The sequence below is a fragment of the uncultured Tenacibaculum sp. genome (assembly GCF_947495995.1).
Lineage (GTDB): Bacteria > Bacteroidota > Bacteroidia > Flavobacteriales > Flavobacteriaceae > Polaribacter.
The window spans coordinates 57,277-77,091 of the sequence record NZ_CANMAX010000006.1 but is presented as its reverse complement, the minus strand read 5'-3'; the positions used below and the strand labels follow the sequence as shown (position 1 = coordinate 77,091).

Annotated in this window: 22 protein-coding genes; 9 read left to right on the top strand and 13 right to left on the bottom strand. The window is 30.3% G+C overall.

Going from position 1 to position 19,815, the window contains the following annotated elements; genetic code table 11:
- From Q1A15_RS15470 to Q1A15_RS15450, 5 genes are read left to right on the top strand one after another with little or no spacing between them, the layout of a single operon-like run.
- The gene (locus Q1A15_RS15470; RefSeq protein WP_299625946.1) at positions 1-1,326 is read left to right on the top strand and encodes an ABC transporter permease; all 1,326 of its coding nucleotides are present in this window, start codon (positions 1-3) and stop codon (positions 1,324-1,326) included.
- A gap of 9 nt (positions 1,327-1,335) precedes the next feature.
- Positions 1,336-2,166 carry a mechanosensitive ion channel domain-containing protein gene (locus tag Q1A15_RS15465; protein WP_299625943.1) on the top strand — a complete coding sequence of 277 codons (831 nt, stop codon included), beginning with the start codon at positions 1,336-1,338 and terminating at the stop codon, positions 2,164-2,166.
- Positions 2,167-2,188: 22 nt separating this feature from the next.
- Positions 2,189-2,704: a hypothetical protein gene (locus tag Q1A15_RS15460; protein ID WP_299625940.1), complete on the top strand. Its 516-nt coding sequence runs from the start codon at positions 2,189-2,191 to the stop codon at positions 2,702-2,704.
- A gap of 23 nt (positions 2,705-2,727) precedes the next feature.
- A complete protein-coding gene (locus Q1A15_RS15455) occupies positions 2,728-3,345 on the top strand; it encodes a hypothetical protein (protein WP_299625937.1) in 618 nt (205 codons plus the stop codon).
- Positions 3,338-4,501 carry a sigma-54 dependent transcriptional regulator gene (locus tag Q1A15_RS15450; protein ID WP_299625934.1) on the top strand — a complete coding sequence of 388 codons (1,164 nt, stop codon included), beginning with the start codon at positions 3,338-3,340 and terminating at the stop codon, positions 4,499-4,501. The genes Q1A15_RS15455 and Q1A15_RS15450 overlap by 8 nt, the downstream gene beginning before the upstream one ends.
- A 123-nt stretch (positions 4,502-4,624) precedes the next feature.
- On the opposite strand, the gene Q1A15_RS15445 is transcribed toward Q1A15_RS15450, so the two are convergent.
- From Q1A15_RS15445 to Q1A15_RS15435, 3 genes are read right to left on the bottom strand one after another with little or no spacing between them, the layout of a single operon-like run.
- On the bottom strand, positions 4,625-4,828 hold the full coding sequence (locus Q1A15_RS15445; RefSeq protein ID WP_299625931.1) for a hypothetical protein: 204 nt from the start codon (positions 4,826-4,828) through the stop codon (positions 4,625-4,627).
- Positions 4,812-5,174 (bottom strand): hypothetical protein, encoded by a 363-nt coding sequence (locus Q1A15_RS15440; protein WP_299625928.1) that lies wholly within the window; start codon positions 5,172-5,174, stop codon positions 4,812-4,814. Before Q1A15_RS15440 ends, Q1A15_RS15445 begins: the two co-directional genes overlap by 17 nt.
- The gene (locus Q1A15_RS15435) at positions 5,174-5,533 is read right to left on the bottom strand and encodes a YtxH domain-containing protein (protein ID WP_299625925.1); all 360 of its coding nucleotides are present in this window, start codon (positions 5,531-5,533) and stop codon (positions 5,174-5,176) included. Before Q1A15_RS15435 ends, Q1A15_RS15440 begins: the two co-directional genes overlap by 1 nt.
- A gap of 186 nt (positions 5,534-5,719) precedes the next feature.
- On the opposite strand from Q1A15_RS15435, the gene Q1A15_RS15430 reads away from it, so the two are divergent.
- Positions 5,720-6,751 carry an AI-2E family transporter gene (locus Q1A15_RS15430; RefSeq protein WP_299625922.1) on the top strand — a complete coding sequence of 344 codons (1,032 nt, stop codon included), beginning with the start codon at positions 5,720-5,722 and terminating at the stop codon, positions 6,749-6,751.
- A gap of 5 nt (positions 6,752-6,756) precedes the next feature.
- Here Q1A15_RS15430 and Q1A15_RS15425 read toward each other — a convergent pair whose 3' ends face one another.
- The 7 genes from Q1A15_RS15425 to katG form a co-directional block, all read right to left on the bottom strand.
- A complete protein-coding gene (locus Q1A15_RS15425) occupies positions 6,757-7,809 on the bottom strand; it encodes a M14 family metallopeptidase (protein WP_299625919.1) in 1,053 nt (350 codons plus the stop codon).
- Positions 7,810-7,815: 6 nt separating this feature from the next.
- The gene (locus tag Q1A15_RS15420; RefSeq protein WP_299625916.1) at positions 7,816-9,156 is read right to left on the bottom strand and encodes a DUF3526 domain-containing protein; all 1,341 of its coding nucleotides are present in this window, start codon (positions 9,154-9,156) and stop codon (positions 7,816-7,818) included.
- A gap of 1 nt (position 9,157) precedes the next feature.
- On the bottom strand, positions 9,158-10,606 hold the full coding sequence (locus tag Q1A15_RS15415) for a DUF3526 domain-containing protein (protein WP_299625913.1): 1,449 nt from the start codon (positions 10,604-10,606) through the stop codon (positions 9,158-9,160).
- A 3-nt stretch (positions 10,607-10,609) separates the two neighbouring features.
- Positions 10,610-13,105: a TonB-dependent receptor gene (locus Q1A15_RS15410; RefSeq protein ID WP_299625910.1), complete on the bottom strand. Its 2,496-nt coding sequence runs from the start codon at positions 13,103-13,105 to the stop codon at positions 10,610-10,612.
- 19 nt (positions 13,106-13,124) lie between these two features.
- Positions 13,125-13,817: an ABC transporter ATP-binding protein gene (locus Q1A15_RS15405; protein ID WP_299625907.1), complete on the bottom strand. Its 693-nt coding sequence runs from the start codon at positions 13,815-13,817 to the stop codon at positions 13,125-13,127.
- 134 nt (positions 13,818-13,951) lie between these two features.
- Positions 13,952-14,299, bottom strand: coding sequence for a hypothetical protein (locus tag Q1A15_RS15400; protein WP_299625904.1), 348 nt, complete (start codon positions 14,297-14,299; stop codon positions 13,952-13,954).
- Between the two features lie 142 nt (positions 14,300-14,441).
- Positions 14,442-16,643, bottom strand: coding sequence for a catalase/peroxidase HPI (gene katG, locus Q1A15_RS15395; RefSeq protein ID WP_299625901.1), 2,202 nt, complete (start codon positions 16,641-16,643; stop codon positions 14,442-14,444).
- Between the two features lie 292 nt (positions 16,644-16,935).
- On the opposite strand from katG, the gene Q1A15_RS15390 reads away from it, so the two are divergent.
- The 3 genes from Q1A15_RS15390 (at position 16,936) to Q1A15_RS15380 (ending at position 18,214) form a co-directional block, all read left to right on the top strand.
- Positions 16,936-17,577 carry a peroxiredoxin gene (locus Q1A15_RS15390; RefSeq protein ID WP_299625898.1) on the top strand — a complete coding sequence of 214 codons (642 nt, stop codon included), beginning with the start codon at positions 16,936-16,938 and terminating at the stop codon, positions 17,575-17,577.
- 68 nt (positions 17,578-17,645) lie between these two features.
- A complete protein-coding gene (locus tag Q1A15_RS15385; RefSeq protein WP_299625895.1) occupies positions 17,646-17,954 on the top strand; it encodes a thioredoxin family protein in 309 nt (102 codons plus the stop codon).
- A gap of 2 nt (positions 17,955-17,956) precedes the next feature.
- The gene (locus Q1A15_RS15380) at positions 17,957-18,214 is read left to right on the top strand and encodes a hypothetical protein (RefSeq protein ID WP_299625892.1); all 258 of its coding nucleotides are present in this window, start codon (positions 17,957-17,959) and stop codon (positions 18,212-18,214) included.
- Positions 18,215-18,251: 37 nt separating this feature from the next.
- Here Q1A15_RS15380 and Q1A15_RS15375 read toward each other — a convergent pair whose 3' ends face one another.
- From Q1A15_RS15375 to Q1A15_RS15365, 3 genes are all read right to left on the bottom strand, one after another.
- A complete protein-coding gene (locus Q1A15_RS15375; RefSeq protein WP_299625890.1) occupies positions 18,252-18,707 on the bottom strand; it encodes a hypothetical protein in 456 nt (151 codons plus the stop codon).
- Between the two features lie 64 nt (positions 18,708-18,771).
- Positions 18,772-19,140: a hypothetical protein gene (locus Q1A15_RS15370; RefSeq protein ID WP_299625887.1), complete on the bottom strand. Its 369-nt coding sequence runs from the start codon at positions 19,138-19,140 to the stop codon at positions 18,772-18,774.
- Between the two features lie 74 nt (positions 19,141-19,214).
- Positions 19,215-19,781 carry a Crp/Fnr family transcriptional regulator gene (locus Q1A15_RS15365; protein ID WP_299625884.1) on the bottom strand — a complete coding sequence of 189 codons (567 nt, stop codon included), beginning with the start codon at positions 19,779-19,781 and terminating at the stop codon, positions 19,215-19,217.
- Between the last annotated feature and the right edge of the window lie 34 nt (positions 19,782-19,815).

Here is a 19,815-nt window from a genome sequence, read left to right as displayed (position 1 = left end):
ATGAAGAAATTAAAACTAATAATTAAGCGCGAGTTTATTGCCAAGGTAAAAAACAGATCATTTATTATTATGACATTCTTAAGTCCATTTTTAATGGTAGGAATGGGAGCATTGGTGTTCTTTTTAACAAAGAAAAATGATGAGAAAGTAAAAAAGATTGTTTTTGTTGATGAATCGGGTGTTTTTTCTGATGGTGTATTCAAAGATTCTAAAACAGTTCAATTTGAAGATTATACAAAACTAGGTATAGAAGAAACCAAAAAGAAAGTAGAGAAAGGAAATTATTACGGAGCTATATATATACCTAAAAAGGATAGTTTAGAAACAATAGCTAAGTCAATTGAATTCTATTCTAAAGATTCACCAAGTTTAACCGTAATGGGAAATATAGAAGGCAAGGTAGAATCTAAGCTCAAGAATTTAAAACTCACCAGTTTCGGAATAGATTTAGATAAAATTAAAAAATCTAGAATTTCAGCAGATATTAAAATGTTTAATTTCTCTGGAGAAAAGTCATCAAAAGCAAAAAACGTGGCAAGTATCATCGCTGGAGGTGCAGCGGGATATTTACTATTTATGTTTGTGTTGATTTACGGAACTTCTGTAATGCGTAGTGTTATTGAAGAAAAAACAAGTAGAATTATCGAAGTAATCGTTTCTTCTGTAAAGCCATTTCAATTGATGCTAGGTAAAATTATTGGTAACGCTTCAGCGGGACTATTACAGTTTTTTATCTGGGGAATTATCATTTTTGTTTTGAGTTTATTATTACCTATGATTTTAGGAATAAATATTTCTGATATGCAATCGGCTCAAGTTTCTGCAGAACAAATGGAAGCTATTAAACAAGCTGCGGATATGAGTAAATTTGAAAAAATAATTCAAGGAGTTTTAGATTTACCATTACTTAAAATGTTTGTGTTGTTTATTTTCTATTTCTTCGGAGGATACATGTTATACAGTTCTTTATTTGCAGCTATTGGAGCAGCAGTAGATAGTGAAACAGATTCACAACAGTTTATGACTCCAATAATGTTACCTTTAATATTAGGTGTATATGTTGGTTTCTTTACTGTAATTAACGATCCACACGGACCAATATCTGTAATTTTCTCATACATTCCATTTACTTCACCAATCGTAATGTTAATGCGTATTCCGTTTGGAGTAGCTTGGTGGGAAATTTTAGTATCATTATTAATATTAATTCTTACATTTATGAGTGCAGTTTGGATTGCTGCTAAAATCTATAGAGTAGGAATTCTAATGTATGGTAAAAAAGCAAACTATAAGGATTTATGGAAATGGATTCGTTATAGTTCTTAAACAATCTAAATGAAAGAACTTAATAAGATATTAAATTATACATTTCATTATAACGATCATATAAGCATCAGCGTAAAATCACTGCTCATTCTTGGGACAGTGATTTTTCTTGCTTCATTCCTTTTAAAAATCTTTAAGCGATATGTAAAAGGAAAGTTACAGGCTCAGGACAAGAATAAGTTTGATACTGTCTTCTCTTTCGGAAAATGGTTGTTATATATTATAATCTTTTTAATAACGTTACAAAGTTCAGGAGTACAAATAACTGCTGTTTTTGCTGCTTCTACTGCGTTATTAATTGGTGTTGGTTTGGCACTCCAAACTTTTTTTCAAGATATAATCTCTGGGATTTTTATTATTATGGATCAAAGTGTTCATGTTGGTGACTATATTGAAATTGATGGAAAAGTAGGTAGAGTAATAGATATCAAACTAAGAACCACTAGAGCAGTTACCATAGAAAACAAAGTTTTAGTAATTCCTAACCATTTGTATTTAAAAAATAGCTTATACAATTGGACACAAAACGGAAGTAAAACTAAAAGTTCAGTAAATGTTGGTGTAGCTTACGGAACAGATGTTCAGTTAGTAAAAAAGCTATTGTTACAAACAGCTAATGAACATCAAAATATTCTTAAAAGTCCAGAACCAGTAGTTTTATTTAAAGATTTTGGAGATAGTTCACTCGATTTTGAAATCATTTTTACTATTCATAATAGTTTTCAATTAGCTATTATTCAAAGTGATTTAAGATTCAGAATTGAAGAATTGTTTAGAGAACACAATATAAATATCCCATTCCCACAAAGAGATGTTCATTTATATACCAAGCCAGAATAATTAACCTTATAAATTTAATAAGATGAAATTTCAATGTTACTTTTTAATCTTTTCAATATTAATTACAAGTTGTAATCAAGTAAAAAAAGAAACAAAAGAAAAAGAAATAATTGAAATTAAAAGTTCATTTGAAACGGAAAAGGTAACATGGTTTAAAAATAAAGGAACAGCCACAATAAAAGGAATAGCAAAATTTAAACCCAAAGAAGGAGCCATTCGTTTCGGAGAAGAGTTCAGTGTAGAGTTAATGCCTTATACACGATATTCTGAAGAACGATTATCTCATATTTACAAGGATAAAAAAGCCGATTTTGTATTTGCGGGAGATGGAATTCCAAAGTTTACTCCAGATCCTAAGGGATATCACGATACAAAAAAAATGACATGTAATGCAGACGGAACTTTTGAATATACAAACTTACCTCCGGGTAAATACTATATAGTTGCTTTTATGATTTTTGATGGAGGAGGAGGTATTATGAGACATTTTGAGCTTAAAGAAGGAGAAAATAAAATATTAGAAATGACAAATTTCTAAAAAGTTATAATTATCAAAAATTAATGAAAATAAGAAAAGTATTAAGTGCATTATTATTAGTTTGTTTTGGGTTATTTTTTTTGTTCAACGCAATTGATTTTCAATTATCTATTGAGTTTTTTTTATTCTTAGTTATTGCTCTAATAGTAGTTAAACTATATGAATTACTCATGATTTATTTTGGAAATAAGAATAGAATATCATTAGGTAAAATTGAATTATTTAGATCAAAATTTTGGGATTTTCTAATTTTTATCGTTGCAATTATTCTATTATACTTATTTATAAAATATGACTATTTACTAGAGTTTAAACCTAATGATTTTAGTGATTTCTTTTCTGATTCCACAACCAATCATTATGCTTACTTTATAATTTCTTTAACCCAGCTTATTAGTTTTGGGATACATGATAATCGCATTTTCTATTATACAAAGCAAGGTTTAGTTACTAAAGGAAATTACTTTGAAGACTACTTGTGGGAAGATTTTATAGAGTTTTCTTTAATTGAGGAACAGTCTTTGATTAGGTTTAAAAAGAAAAACGATAAATTTCTTTTTGTTAAGTACGAAGAACCGTATTTTCAAGAAAATAAAACAGAAATTTTAAGCATACTGAATAAAAACATACTATATGTCTAAAATATTAATTATAGAAGACGAAGCTGCAATTCGTCGAGTACTAAAAAAAATTATATCAGAAGAAAGTGATAGTTATCAAGTTGAAGAGGCTGAAGATGGTTTAGCAGGAATTGAACTGATAAAAAATAACGATTACGATCTTGTACTTTGTGATATTAAAATGCCAAAAATGGATGGTGTTGAGGTATTAGAAAAAGCTAAAAAAATTAAACCAGAAATACCAATGGTAATGATTTCTGGTCATGGTGACTTAGATACCGCAGTAAATACAATGCGTTTAGGAGCTTTTGATTATATTTCTAAACCGCCAGATTTAAATCGTTTATTAAATACAGTTCGTAATGCACTAGATAGAAAAGAACTTGTTGTAGAAAACAAACGTTTAAAAAAGAAGGTAAGCAAGAATTATGAGATGATAGGCGATAGTGATGCTATTACTCATATTAAAGATATTATTGAAAAAGTAGCAGCTACAGATGCTAGAGTTTTAATTACTGGTCCGAATGGAACTGGAAAAGAATTGGTAGCACATTGGTTACATGAAAAGTCGGATAGATCTAAAGCACCAATGATTGAAGTTAACTGTGCGGCTATTCCGTCTGAATTGATAGAAAGTGAATTGTTTGGTCATGTAAAAGGAAGTTTTACTGGAGCAAATAAAGATAGAGCAGGTAAGTTTGAAGCAGCAAATGGCGGAACTATTTTCTTAGATGAAATTGGAGATATGAGTTTATCTGCACAAGCAAAAGTGTTAAGAGCTTTACAAGAAAATAGAATTTCTAGAGTTGGTTCAGATAAAGATATTAAAGTTAATGTTCGAGTTTTAGCGGCAACTAACAAAGATTTAAAAAAGGAAATAGAAGAAGGCCGTTTCCGTGAAGATTTATACCATAGACTAGCTGTTATTTTAATTAAAGTTCCTGCATTAAACGATAGGAGAGAAGATATACCTGCATTAGTTAATTTCTTTGCAGATAAGATTGCTAAAGAACAAGGAAATCCTAAAAAGGAATTTTCAGATGAAGCAATCAAGCTTTTACAAGAATACGATTGGACAGGTAATATTCGTGAGTTACGCAATGTAGTTGAGCGTTTAATTATTTTAGGAGAAAAAACAGTATCGGCAAATGATATTAATTTATTTGCGAGTAAATAATTTATGAGATGCTGAAGAATTTCTGAAATTATTAGGATAATATAAAAACTTCAGTAAACACAATAAAATAAAAAAGAAGAGCTTAGCTCTTCTTTTTTATTTTACTCTAATCTGTTAGAGAAGTTATCGTACTATTTTTCTTACTAGATTAAATACACCTATTCTAGTTATCGTTTTTATAGCTGTAGTGATCCAATTATTTATGGATATATCTTCTTTAAATTCATGCTTAATTAATTTTATTTCTTCAAAAGCTATTTTTCGTTGTAATTTTAATTTTTTTAGTTCTTTCGCTATTTCTTTTTGATTTCTATAAGATTTCTTCATCGTCAAAATATTTTTTAGATAAACTTTCTATTACTTTATTCTCGATATAATTTTTCCCTAGATATCCTACAAAAGCAAAAAGAATAAAAATAAGAGCTACAATTATATATCCTAAAACCTCACTATCAAGATAGTTTCCAATAGCAGATGAAGCAAAAACCGCTAAAAAAATAAAAGCAATGAGTAAGAAAATACCTACAATGGCAAATCTGAAAATTAAGCTAATAGATGATGTCAATATTTGAAAAATCTTTAACTCATAATATTTTTTAGAATGATTTAAAAACTCTTCAGTCTTATGAACTGCTTTTTCTGATGTAGTATCTATAGATTTTAAAATAGACATTACTTTGTTTGTAGTTTTTTGTTCTTAGCTTTTAATACTTTTAATTTCTCTTCTAAGTTGGTTATAATATCATCGGTTTTGTAACTAGCATCTTTTATAATCTCTTCGATTTTATCTTCTAAGCTGCTTTTTTTCGAATGAATTGAATCAGAAATATTATTAGATAAACTTTCAGCTTTATTACTTAGTTCTTCGCTTATAGAATTAGCTTCATCTATAATAGTTTCTTTAGTAGCTATAGCGCTATCGGCTATTTTTTTTCTTGTTTTACTTCCTTTATCAGGAGCAAATAAAATACCTAAGCCGGCACCAGCTGCAACACCTAAAAGTACTCCTAAAATATTATTGTTGTTACTCATATTGATTGTTTTTTAATGTTAATAAATGCAGTTACAAAATTATAACCGGAATAGCTTTCTTATTAACTCAATAGCTATTAACATTAACTCAATCACTATTTTTAAATGAGTCAATCAAAAAATCATAAGGGGTAAGCAACTTTAATTTCTGAGGTTACTTTTGAGTAGTAATTAATCAATTTATATATGAATTCCAATCCTTTATCAAAGACAATAAAAATAACAAGTGTTATAGTATTAATATTATTACTAGTGTTGTTTATAATTTTTTCTTTTAGAATTTTGCTTTTGATTTTAGGAGGTGTACTAATAGCACTAATATTTAACGGTATTAGTAATAGAATAAAAGAACTGATACCAAAACTTAAAAAATCAATTATTACATCAATAGTAATTACCATAAGTTTCATTTCAATTAGTTTTTTACTGTATTTACTTTACCCTAGAGTAGCAGAACAGATTTTAGATTTAAAAATAGAATTGCCAGAAGCGATAAATCAAGTAAAAGAAAAAGTAAAATCTAATGAAGCTTTAAGTTTTATTGCTGATACAATTAATCAAACTACCAAGAATAAAGATTTTACAAAAAACATAAAGTTTTTCTTTAACTCTATTTTTGGATTCTTTGGTGATTTTTACATCATAATTATTTTAGGACTGTTTTTTTCTATGGAACCTTCAGTATATGTTAAAGGAATGACAGTATTGTTTCCCGTAGAAAAAAGAAGTACAGTATCTAAACATATAAGTAAGATTGGTACTATTTTACAAAGATGGTTGGTAGGTAAAATTTTGTCAATGTTAATAGTAGGTGTTTTTACAGGAATTGGTTTGTATTTATTAAAAATACCATTGGCTTTATCGTTAGCAATAATAGCAACTTTATCAGCTTTTATTCCCAATATCGGACCAATAATAGCATTAATACCAGCATTGTTAATAGCATTTGTAAAAGGTGAAGAATATGTATTATACGTTTTTGTATTATATACAGGAATACAAATTTTAGAGAGTAATATAATTACACCACTAATACAAAGAGAAGCTATATCTTTTCCAATGGCTTTAATTTTAATTGCTCAAATCGTTTTAGGAATATTTACAGGATATTTAGGTTTAATATTAGCTACACCAGTTATGGCAATACTATTGTTCCTGATAAAAGAGATTTATATAAAAGGATATTTAGAGGAAAAAGAAAAAGCCTTAATTGATTAAGGCTTTTAATGTTTTTTTACATTTCCAATAACTAATAATGTTTCTCCTTTATTTACAGGTGGAGTTCCTATAGTTAGCAGAATTATACCATCAGCTTTAGCGTAGATCGTTTCGAGTGTTTTACCGAAATAATCGGTTACTTTTCCAATGGTCATTCCTTCTGCAATATAATCTCCAGATTTCTTTACAGGATAAAAGATTCCATCATAAGAACTACTCTGATAAGTGCGATCTTCAATAAATAAATATGAATTTTTCTGAATTGACTTTTCTAAGCTAACTCTCATGTTTAAATGCAATAACATATTCAGTATACCTTTTTCTATGTTAAGGACAGCTGCATTTTCAACCATTCCTAATCGTCCACATTCAATGTCTACTGAAGGAATATTTCTTTTAAAAGCCTCCGCAGAGCAATATAAACTAGGCTTATCTTTTTTTACATAATCTTTTCCGTCAGTATTAAAAATAACGATATGATCAAAAAGTAATGCTTCCGCCATTTTTCTTCCAGCGGAAGATGCTGAATTCATTGATTTATTAGAGTAATAAGCCGAATAAGGCATTAAATCTTCTGAAGCATCTCCAGCATGAACATCAAGAAAAAAATCTGATTTTGCAATTACATTTTTGGTGATGAAATCAGCAATCTTTTCAGTAACAGTACCGTTAGCGTCTCCTGGAAAAGTTCTATTTAAGTTTTTTTTATCCAGAGCGTTTACAAACGGAGATCTATTTGAAAAACTACCAACATTAGCAATTTGAACTAAAATTACGATTCCTTTCAAAGTTTTAGGATCTATACTTTTAATCAATCGTTGTCCTGCTATAATTGGTGGATATTCATAACCATGAACACCAGCGGTTATTCCTAAAGTAGGTCCTTTTTCTATTCCACAGAAAACAGTTATTGGAATAAATGTATTATGATTTTTATCTGAAATAGGAATCTTAAAATGTTTCTTTGTTCCAGCCGTGATAGTTTCTCCTTGAAAAGAAAACTGACTAAACAATGCGTTAGTGCACAAAAAACATAGAATACCAATTAAATATTTCATTTTGATTTATTTTCTGAAGTGTATAAAAAGACTTGAGCCTAACAAAATTAAGGTTAATAAAAGAATTGGAATAATCGTTTTTATTAAGCTAAAGTTGTTTTCTGCTTTAAAAAACTCTGGTTTATAGTTTTTCCAATCAACAGAATTTACGCTTTCATTCTCAAAAATTCTAGGATAGAAGTCCAAACGTTTTCTTTCATGAAAATCAGAAGTAGCGTTCAAAAACTTTACATGCTGTGCTAAACTTGTGTTTGCAATTGTATTCATAGATAATTGCACTTGTAAAGGCGGGAAAAACTGAGCAATTTTTCTACTCAATTCAGCTCTCTTTTCAATTTTATTATACATCTGCGTACGTTCTAGCTTAGATTCATCATCTCCCATTTGTTGCATTGCATAATACCAAACCCAAGAAAAACCTTTGTCTTCAACAGTATATTTTGAAAATTGAGGATAATGCGCATAAAACTTTTTCATAGTTTCTTGCTTGTCGGTATCCCATCTTTTATGATATTCATCACGTTGCTTTATCGTCATACTTAATGCTTCACCAACAGGAAATTTATTAGTAATGTAATTGTTTACCAATACTGGTAAAAAAACAACTAATACCAACCAGCTAGTTAATAACGTAATTGCATTTGCATTTGATGATTTTCTCAATGTGATAACAAAGAAACAAAGTACAAACCAGAAAAGAATATAACTATAGCTGATGATGATCATGTTAAGAAAATCACCAGAAAAAGGAATTTCTAAAATCACTTTTGCGAGTAAAAATAAAACTGCCAAAACAATAGAAACAAATAGTAATCTGATGGATAGTTTCATGAGTAAATACTGAAAAGTAGATTTACCTTGAATTGTCACCATTTTCCAAGTTCCGTTTTCTTCTTCTTCTGACAGAGTATTGAAGTTTAAAGCAATAATTACTAAAGGAAATAAGAAAATAATAAGAAAACTAAGATCTAAATTTCCCACTTGCAAACGCATTGGGTTTACTAAATCAGTATCATATTTTTGTCCCTCAAGATTTAAAATTTTTACATTTTGAATATGAGAATTCACATCACTTTGTCCAATAGCTAAGCCAGCAGTAGGTTGTAAATCATTAATGAACGAAAACTTTAAATAGTATAACAACAATCCGATGTCATCTTTGTGCAGGTGCACCTGATTTTCGATATGCTTTTTTTGTTGTTCAGTAGTTTTTTCAATTGTAGTTTGTTTCTGATTAAGAAACTGTCGTCCTGTACTAATACCAAGAATTCCTAAAAGCATTAAAATTCCAAAGGCAAGTAGTACGGTTTTCGATCTAAAAAACTGTTTTATTAATAATGTATACACTTTAGATAATTTTAAAACGGTTAGAAAATTTTATCATAATTATAAAAGAAGCAATTAACCAAACAAAAAGACTTACTAAAGCCAAGATTTGATTTTGAATTGTTTTGCTTACTGATAAAAACTTGTATTCAAATTTAGGAGCAGATTTCCAGTATTCTTTTCCAACAACATGAACTTTACCTTCGCTACTTGTAGCTTTGTTACTAATGAATTTCATTTGTAATTCGTTCATATATTGTGATTGTTTGTATCTGTAATCTTCAGTCTGATTTAAAAATCCTACATAAGTTGTAAAGTCTGTTCCAGATAAACTCATGGATAAGTTTTTAATCGCCAAATAAGGATTGAAAATTACCAAACTGTTTGTGATACTGTTTTGGTTTTTATACGATTGAATTAATTTGTCTTGCTCTTGATTATAAATTAAAGCCGTTTGTTCTTCACCTTTACTCATAAGAAAACCACTATAATTGAAGGGTAAATCTTTTACATCAGTAACATTGTGAACTTTTAAAATTGAATCACGAAGTCTATTAAAATGTGGATCATTAGGATCGTGACTATCACCTTTTTTTGAAACTTCTTCTTCAACTTCAGCTCTAAATTCGATCTTAGATAAGTTCGGATAAATCGAATTACCAACAACTTGAGAAGTTTTAGGAATAATGATAAAAAATAATAACCATCCGCCCAATAAACTCAACAAAGCTTTATTCGAATTTGCACTTTTTCCAGATACAATTACTGAAATACAACTTAAAATAGCGTAGAATAAAATATAACAAAGAGTTATAAGAACAATTCGTGTTAATACCGCTCCGTTTTCAATAGTAAAATCATCTACTAGAGTAATACTCCAAAGTGCTATTAAGGCAGGAATAAAAAACAACGCAGCAATTAAAAATAAACCTAACGATTTTCCGAATAATAGTTCTTTCATCTTTACACCTTGAGTGTAATAGATTTTTAATGTTCCGCTTTCTTTTTCTGAAGTAATAGTAGCGTAACCAACGAAGAAAATAATTAACGGTAAAATTAACTGAAGTAACATAGCTATGTTTAAATCACCAAAACGAACTAAGCCAGTTGATAAACTTGCTTCAGAAAAGTTAGCTGTATTTTGTCTGTGTGCTTCTAAGAAAATAGAGTTTCCAGTATAGCTTTCAATTCCAGAATCAAATATTCGTAACGGATGTTGCATTCGAAAGGCAAAAGTTCCGAAGTGAGCCATACGATGCGGATGCTTATCTGGATTATCTTCCCAACTTTTTCTTGCTTTATCTTGATGATGTTCGATAGTATGATGATTTGCTTCAAAAGCATTCCAGCCATCTACAGTAACATAAACAAGAATTACTAAGAAAATAGCTAATAGAGCTAAAAGACCTTTAGAGTTAAAGGTCTTTTTAAAGAACTGTTTTGCTATTAAAATAACAACTTGTTTCTTCATCTATTAAAATTTATAGGTTGCATTTAATAATATATTTCTTGGAGCACCAGGAGCCAATCTCGATGGATTAAGTCCACCTAACCAATATGTTTTATCAAATAAATTGTTCACCTTAAGTGTTAATTGAATACCTGTATTATTTGGTTTATAATACACAGCTGCATCAAAAACAGTGTATTGAGGTAATAAAGCTCTTTCAGGTAAATACGTTGGATTATACCAAGTGTATCTTTCATCTACATATTGTGCACCTAAACCAATACCAATTCCTTTTAAGGTTTTATTTGTAAAGTCGTAACGACCCCAAATATTTGCATTATGCTTTGGAGCACCTCCAATTCTTTCTCCAATAAATTCTAAGATAGAATCGTCTACAATTTTAGCGTCTGTATAACCATAAGAAGCTGTAACTTGGAAATTCGGAGTAACAAAACCAGAAACATCCATTTCAAAACCTCTACTTCGTTGCTCACCTCTTGTAGTTAAATTATCTGTATCAAAAGTATCTCCGAGTAAAATGTTTTTCTGAGTTACTTCAAATAAAGCAAAGTTTGCATTTACTTTTCCGTTTAAGAATGAACCTTTAGCTCCAAATTCAATTAAACTACTTTCTAAAGGATCAAATCTTCCTGGAGAACCAGCCCAAAAGAAACCTTCTGCTGAAGGAGATAATGATACCGTATTTGTATGTGGTTGAAAACCTTCTAAATATGTAGTGTATACGCTAATGTCTTTAGTAACCTCATACGTTGCTCCAAGTCTTGGAATAAAAGCTTGTTGCGTAAATTTTTGCTCATCTCCTTGATAATCAAAAATATCAGAAAACCACTCGTATCTTAAATTAATTAAAGCTGAGAACTTTCCTATTTTGAATTGATTCTGAATATAAATTCCATCTGAAGATGTTAAGTTCGCAGGAATTTGAAACTGAGAAAGTGCATAGTTACTCGTATTTCTAATTCCGTTAAAAGGATTTGTTAAATCAAAGTGTGGCACAGCAGGAACTAATAAACCGTTTTCTTGTTGAAAATCGTTTGGATCACTTGTTCCTGGTCTAAATCTACCTATAGTTCCGTCAGTTAGTAAATATCTTCTAGCAGAATTTTGTCCGCCAATTTTTCTTTCCCAACGAGTAGCATCATAACCAACTAAAATTTTATTAGTGATATTATCATGCTTAATGTCATAATTAAAATATGCACTTAAGTTATCTGTATTCCAAGATTGTTGTCTCTCAGCATAACGCATTGCAGCTAAGTTCGGAACTACATTTCCACTAATATCATATGCTTGGTTAAAAGCATCAATTCTGTGTTCTTGTAAATCTTCGTCCCAAGTTTGCTTCATGTATTGAGCGTTAAATCCAAAGTTTTCAGTAAACTTCTTGCTAAAACTTGCCATGAACATTATTTCTTTTGTTTTATAGAAATCATTTGCAGCACCTGGATTTAAACTAATTGGTGTACTACTTGGATCATAATCAGCTCCTACAGCAGTAAAAATAGGCTGACCTCTATCTAAGTTTCCTTCTCCGTTGCTGTAAATCATTTCAACATTAAGAGCTGTATTTTCATTAGGAACATAACTTAGTGATGGGGTTACTAAAAACGTATTGCTATTTACAATATCTCTAAAAGAATCTGCTTCTTGATATGCTGTATTGAAACGGTATAATAAAGTCTTTTCTTCATTTAAAGGTCCAGTAAAATCAGCAGTTGCTCTTAATGTCCCAAAACTTCCAGTAGACATTGATATCTCTCTGTAGTTTTCTTTTAAAGGTTTTTTAGTAACCATATTTACAGTTCCTCCAGGATCTGCACTAGAAAAAGTAACAGATGAAGGTCCTTTTATTACTTCTACACGTTCTAAATGTGAGGTTATTGGTTGAATAAAATAGTATTGACGCGTACGCATACCATTTACTACTTGTCCGTCATCTGCCTGAGTAATACCACGAATGTTGTAATGGTTATATAAACCTGTTACTGAAACATTACTTACTGTTTTTACAGCTTCTGTTAATTGAAATGCTTGACGATCTGAGATAAGTTCCTTGGTAACTGTAGAAACAGCTTGAGGTAATTCTTTATTTTTTATAGCAATTTTTGTTGCTGAAAAAGAGTAATCACTGTTATAATCGTTTCGTTTTCTACCAATTATTTCTACTGATTGTAACATCTCAGCAGAATCTTTTAAAATGATCGTTCCTAAATCTAGATTTTCATTTTCTGAAATTGTAATTGATTTAATCACTGTTTCAAATCCTACAAAAGTGACACGAAGTGTATATGTTCCGCTTTTACTAGTGTTAATCATAAAGTTACCGTCAAAATCAGTAGCAACACCTTTCTTCTGTTGTGCTTCACTAATTAGAATTATGTTCGCTCCTAAGATTGGAGTATTGTCAGTATCTAAAACCTTCCCCGTGATTTTAGATTGTGAAAAACTTACATGTACCAGAAATGCAAAGATTCCAAGTACTAACTTTCTAAAGTTCATTATTTAGTATTTATATTGGTTAAATTGTTTTGATGTATAATTCTTGTAATTCTTGTGCAGAAATATTTTCTGTTTCAGCGATATGAACTAATGTTCCCTCTTTCATTATTCCAATTCGAGCACAAATGTTTACTGCATTAAAAATGTCGTGTGTAGCCATAAGAACCCCAACTCCGTTAGCCGATAACTCTTTACAAGTATTAGCAAACTCAACAGAAGCTTTTGGATCTAAACCAGATGTAGGTTCATCCATTAAAATGTAAGTAGCGTTTTTTGCTAATGCAATTGCAATACCTACTTTTTGTCGCATACCTTTAGAGTAAGTACTTAATTTTTGTTTAAAAGCTTCTGGTTGTAAATTGGCTTTTATTAAATATTGAGAAAGTTCTTCTTCATTGTAATTAAAACCAGCTAAACGACTAAAAAAATCTAAGTTTTCCAATCCTGATAAATTGCCGTATAATTGAACAATTTCAGGAATGTATGCAATAGAACTTCTAATAGACGAATCACTAGTAATAGAAGAATTATTTATTAAAGCTTCTCCAGATGTTGGTTCTAATAAACCAAGAAAAATATTGATTGTAGTAGTTTTACCAGCTCCGTTTTGTCCTAATAGACAAAAGATTTCTCCCGGAGCTACTGAAAAACTTAAATCTTTGAGCGCTATTTTATCGTTGTAGCGCATGTTAAGCTTTTTTGCTTCTAACATAACGATGGTATTAAAAAATAATAGATATATTCTTACAGAGTAAGATTTTGATATGTAGCAATTATTTTGCTAGCTTGAAAAAGAAGTACATGTTAACTAATAAAAAGCAGTTGCTTTATGTATTAGTTATAGTACTAAATTGTATGTAAAGGTGGTGATCTCGATTGCTTGGAATAAAGTACAAGAGAAGTAAAAGAATTTTTTCTTTGTGAAACTTTATTGCTGAAAAATTCAGTATGAGAAAATTCTGAATTTAAAATTTGATCTTCTTTGAAATCTACATCTACATAAATTTTGCAAATATTACAATCTTCATCAATCTCAGAGTTTTGTAGTAATTGGTCAGTATGCGATATATCATCTGAATGCTGATGGATTTCATGATGATTTTGGTGCTGAAGTGTATGAAATAAAACAACAAAGTGTGTTAATAAGATAACACAAGACAGAAAGAAACCTGTTATGCTTTGGAGTTTTTTCAATTTTAAGGGTTTATTGCATCAAAGTTGCAAATATAAAGTAATTTCAAACTATTCTAAATAATATCGAGTGTTAAAAAAATTAGACATAAAAAAAGACCAGAACTAATTCTGGTCTTTTTTGGGTAATAAATATTGAAAATGATTATAAATCAAATCTGTCTAAGTCCATTACTTTTGCCCAAGCTTTTACAAAATCGTTAACGAATTTTTCTTGACCATCATTAGCACCGTAAACTTCACAAACTGCTCTTAATTCTGTATTTGAACCAAAAATTAAATCAGCTCTAGTTCCAGTGAATTTAGTAGCACCAGTTCTACGATCACTACCAGCAAATTCTTTATCATCAGATGAGGTAGCTTTCCAAGTTAGCGCAAAATCTAAAATGTTTGTAAAGAAATCGTTAGTTAAACTTCCTACAGTATCAGTAAATACTCCATGTTTAGAGTTATTGTAATTAGCTCCTAATACACGTAAACCTCCAACTAAAACTGTCATTTCAGGAATAGAAAGCGTTAATAAATTGGCACGATCTACAAGTAAATCTTCATCTGCAACATTCTTTAGTTTCCGATTGATATAATTTCTAAATCCATCTGCTAGAGGTTCTAAATGACTGAAAGATTCTAAATCTGTTTGTTCTTGAGTAGCGTCACCTCTTCCTTGAGAAAAAGGAACACTAACTTCGTGTCCTGCATTTTTAGCAGCTTCTTCCACACCTGTATTACCAGCTAAAACAATTAAATCGGCAATTGAAATTGTTCCATTAAATTCTTTTTGAATTCCTTCTAAAACTGATAACACTTTATTTAATTCTTCTGGATTATTTACTTCCCAATTTCTTTGAGGCTCTAAACGAATTCTTGCTCCGTTAGCTCCACCACGCTTATCTGAACCTCTATATGTTGAAGCAGAAGCCCAAGCTGTTTTTACTAATTCAGAAATTGATAATCTTGAAGCTAAAATCATTTTCTTAAGAGAAGCGATATCTTCTCCAGTTAATGTATAATCAACTTTAGGAATTGGATCTTGCCAAATTAATTCTTCTGAAGGAACTTCTGGACCTAAATAACGATCTATTGGTCCCATATCACGGTGTGTTAATTTAAACCAAGCACGAGCAAATGCATCTTCAAAAGCAGCATGATCTTTATGAAAACGTTCCGAGATTTCTCTATATACAGGATCCATTTTTAAAGCCATATCTGCAGTAGACATCATTAAAGCTTGTTTCTCATTTGGATTTCCAGCTTTTGGTGCCATTCTAGCATTAGAAGCAGCTGTTGGTGTCCATTGATGAGCTCCAGCCGGACTCTTCGTTAATTCCCATTCGTAATTTAATAAAACATCAAAATAATCATGATCCCATTGAATTGGGTTTGGAGTCCAAGCACCTTCTAAACCACTTGTAATTGTATCATCCAATACTCCAGTTCCATAAGAATTTTTCCAACCTGTACTCATTTGATCGATTGAAGCTCCGTGTGGTTCTGCACCAACGTATTTATCAGGGTCTGCTGCACCGTGCGCTTTTCCAAAAGTATGACCACCAGCAACTAAAGCAACCGTTTCTTCATCATTCATTGCCATACGACCAAAAGTGATTTTAATATCGTGAGCAGATTTTAAAGGATCTGGTTCTCCGTTTGGTCCTTCTGGGTTTACATAAATTAGTCCCATATGTACTGCTCCTAAGTGTCCTTCTAATTCACCATCGCTAGTATCGTAACGTTCGTCGTTACCTAACCATTGGTTTTCGCTTCCCCAGTAAATATCTTGTTCTGGTTCCCAAACATCTTCTCTTCCTCCTGCAAATCCAAAAGTTTTAAATCCCATAGATTCTAAAGCACAATTTCCTGCTAAAATCATTAAATCTGCCCAAGAAATTTTATTTCCGTACTTCTTTTTTACAGGCCAAAGTAATAAACGAGCTTTATCTAAATTTCCATTGTCTGGCCAGCTATTTAATGGCGCAAAACGATGTGTACCAGTTCCGGCACCACCTCTTCCGTCACCAACACGATATGTACCAGCACTATGCCACGCCATACGAATCATAAATCCTCCATAATGTCCATAATCAGCAGGCCACCAATCTTGAGAATCTGTCATTAAATCAATAACATCCTGTTTTAATGCAGCATAATCTACGCTATTAAATGCTTCACCATAATCAAAATCTTCACCCATAGGATTAGACTTAGTAGCATTTTGACGTAATATGTTTAATTTTAATTCATTTGGCCACCAATCTCTATTGGTTGTTCCTCCACCAGCAGGCTTTTTTTGAGCGCTATGAAATGGGCATTTTGAGATGTCTCCAGAGTGTTTGTTACTATCGTTCATTATTATAAGACTTTTTTAAGTTAGTTCGAGTTCAAAACTACAACAAAAGCAAGTATTATTTTTATCTATAAATTTTATATTAAAATAAATTTTAGCTATTAAGTTGTTTATTTGTTTGTTTTATAGTGTTTTATAAATATACGATAAAAGCGATTTGGTTAGTATTGAATTTTCTTATGATTGAATAAGATTTTCATTTAGAATTTGATTTGTTTCGGGCTAATAAGAATGTAATTTTGCACCTGTTTTTGAAAAACAATGTAAATAATAATTCAATTTTAAAAATAATAGAATGGCAACATTAGTTGGAAAAAAGTTCCCAAACTTAAACGTAGATGCAATGAACGAAATGGGAGACACGTTCAAATTAAACGTTTTAGAAGAAGCAGTAAACAACAAGAAGAAAGTAGTATTATTTTGGTACCCAAAAGACTTTACTTTTGTATGTCCTACTGAATTACACGCTTTCCAAGCTGCTTTACCAGAGTTTGAGAAAAGAAATACTATCGTAATTGGAGCTTCTTGTGATACTCCTGAAGTACACTTCGCTTGGTTAAACCAATCTAAAGATAACGGAGGAATTGAAGGTGTTACTTACCCATTATTAGCAGATAGCAACCGTAACTTATCTTCTATATTAGGAATTTTAGATATTACTAACGAAGTATATGACGAGGCTACAGGAACTGTACAAGTAGAAGGAGATAACGTAACTTACAGAGCTACATACATTATCGATGAAGAAGGAACTGTTGTACACGAAGGTGTAAACCACATGCCAATCGGTAGAAATGTAAATGAATATTTACGTTTAATCGATGCTTATACTCACGTACAAGAAAAAGGTGAGGTTTGTCCAGCTAACTGGGAAGAAGGAAAAGCAGCTATGCAACCAAATGCTAAAGCTACTGCTGAATACTTAGCTGTAAACTAATATTTATAATAATATATCAAAGGAGAGTTTCAGGTTTCCTGAACTCTCTTTTTTTAAAGAATACAAAAATGATACAAGAATTAAATAGCGATAATTTAACGAATATAGTTTCAGAAAATAAAACTGTAGTAGTACAATACTCTGCAACTTGGTGTGGTAACTGTAGAATTATGAAACCAAAGTTCAAAAAATTAGCAAATGAGAATGAAAATGTTTCTTTTGTAATTGCTGATGCTGAGAAATTTCCTGAAAGTAGACAATTAGCTACAGTTGATAACTTACCTACATTTGCAACTTTTGTTGACGGTAAATTCGTAAATCAAGTTCAAACAAATAAGTTTGAGGTGTTGAAAGAATTAGTAGAAGAAGTAGTATAATTATGAAGTTACCAGTAATTAAACATTTGACTTCGTTTATCGAAGAAAATGATCAGGATTATGTTATTGAAACAATTGAAACTTTAGAAGCTTTAACTGAAGTTCCATCATTAAAAGATGAAGAATTAGATGTTATTGGAGAGTTAATCTCTAATATGTACGGAGCAATTGAAGTTGATAAGATGATAAAAGAAGGAACTCCAAAAAAAGAAGCTTTAAATAACTTTATGCAAAGAGTTCTTGGTTCAATAGACAAATAAAAATCCTAAGCCTTAGCTTAGGATTTTTTGTTTGCTGTTAATTTCTTTCTAGTACTATTAATACATCGTCGTAATATAAAACTAGATTTCCATCTACAATGTTATAGCGATTTACTTTATGTAGTCTGAATAATTTAGTCCATTCTGGTTCGTTAATTAAAGTTGTAATTACTGAAAATGATATACTTCTATTTTCATTTAATTCATACTCACCATTGAATAGGTTGCTAACAGTGCGTCCAGAAGCAAATCTTTCACCTTGGTCATTCTCTTCACTTAAATTAAGAGTAATTTCTCCATTATTAAAATCGGGCCACGTAGGTTTTTCAGCTTTTGTAATTTTATTTCCGTCTTGGAGATAATATGCAACCTTCCAGTTTCCTTCTATTTCATTTGGTTGAATGTTGTTGTCTTCATCTTTTGAGCAACTTGTAAGACCAATAAAAAGAGTTAAAAAAGTAATCGATACGATAGTTCTAATTTGTTTTTTCATATTCATATAAAGTTTATACTCTATAGATATTTAAAAATTCAAAAGGTTGCGTTTTATAAAAAAATTAGCAAATTTTTTTTAGTGCAATTAATTGATTTATTCCCATGAAAAGAACAATTAAGGCTATAACTCCAATAATAGTAAGTCCTGCATTTGAAATTTGAAACGGATTAAAAATTAAAAGTATAGAACTACCTATCACCCATAGAAAATCCTGAAGAATAATCCATAGCACAGCGATTTTTCTCTGCTTTTTTATTTCATAAATAATTGTACTCATAAAATAAAGTAAAGCGATTCCGATACTCCAAAAAGGAGTGTTGTTTTCAATCTGAAATAAAGCAGCTATAGTTGTATAGCATAAGATTAGAATAATTCCAGATGTACCAGAAAAAACTGCATTTGTTAAAAGAGATTTTTGAAGACGATTCATTGTGTAAAATTTTGATTTACACAAAATTTGCTCATTTATTTCATTTCTCTCTTGATAAATGGTAAGAAATCTAATTAACTCACATTTTTTCGAAGTCGACTTAAAGATTCTGGAGTAACTCCAATCATAGAAGCTATATATTGCAACGGTACATCTTTAAATAAATTTGGTTCTTCTTTCATTAATAAATTGTAGCGTTCTTGAGCTGTAGTGTGTAATTGAGAAAACATATTTTTTTCTAATAAAGCAAAAGAATGTGCTAGTAAAAGGTTGTCGAACTCTAACCATTTCATTTCTTTCTTACATAAAGTAAAATGCTTTTCTCGTGATATAACTTGTAGTGTACAATCTGTTATTGCTTGAATATTCCAAAAATTACTAGTTTGAAAAACAAAGCTAGCAACAGAAGTGATGAATCTTCCAGCACTGCCAATCCAAAGTGTAATTTCTTTTCCATCGGCAATGCTAAACATTCTAATATAACCAGATTCAATAAAAGCCATTTTCTGACATATAACACCAGATTTTAAAAAGTATGTTCCTTTTTTTAGTGTAACAGATTCAAACTCATTGGTAATAGTATTTAGAGTTTCGTTAGTTACGCTAATATGATTATTAATACAATTTTTTAGTAGCTCCATTTCATACGTGTTTTATCAGGAATATTATTCTGAA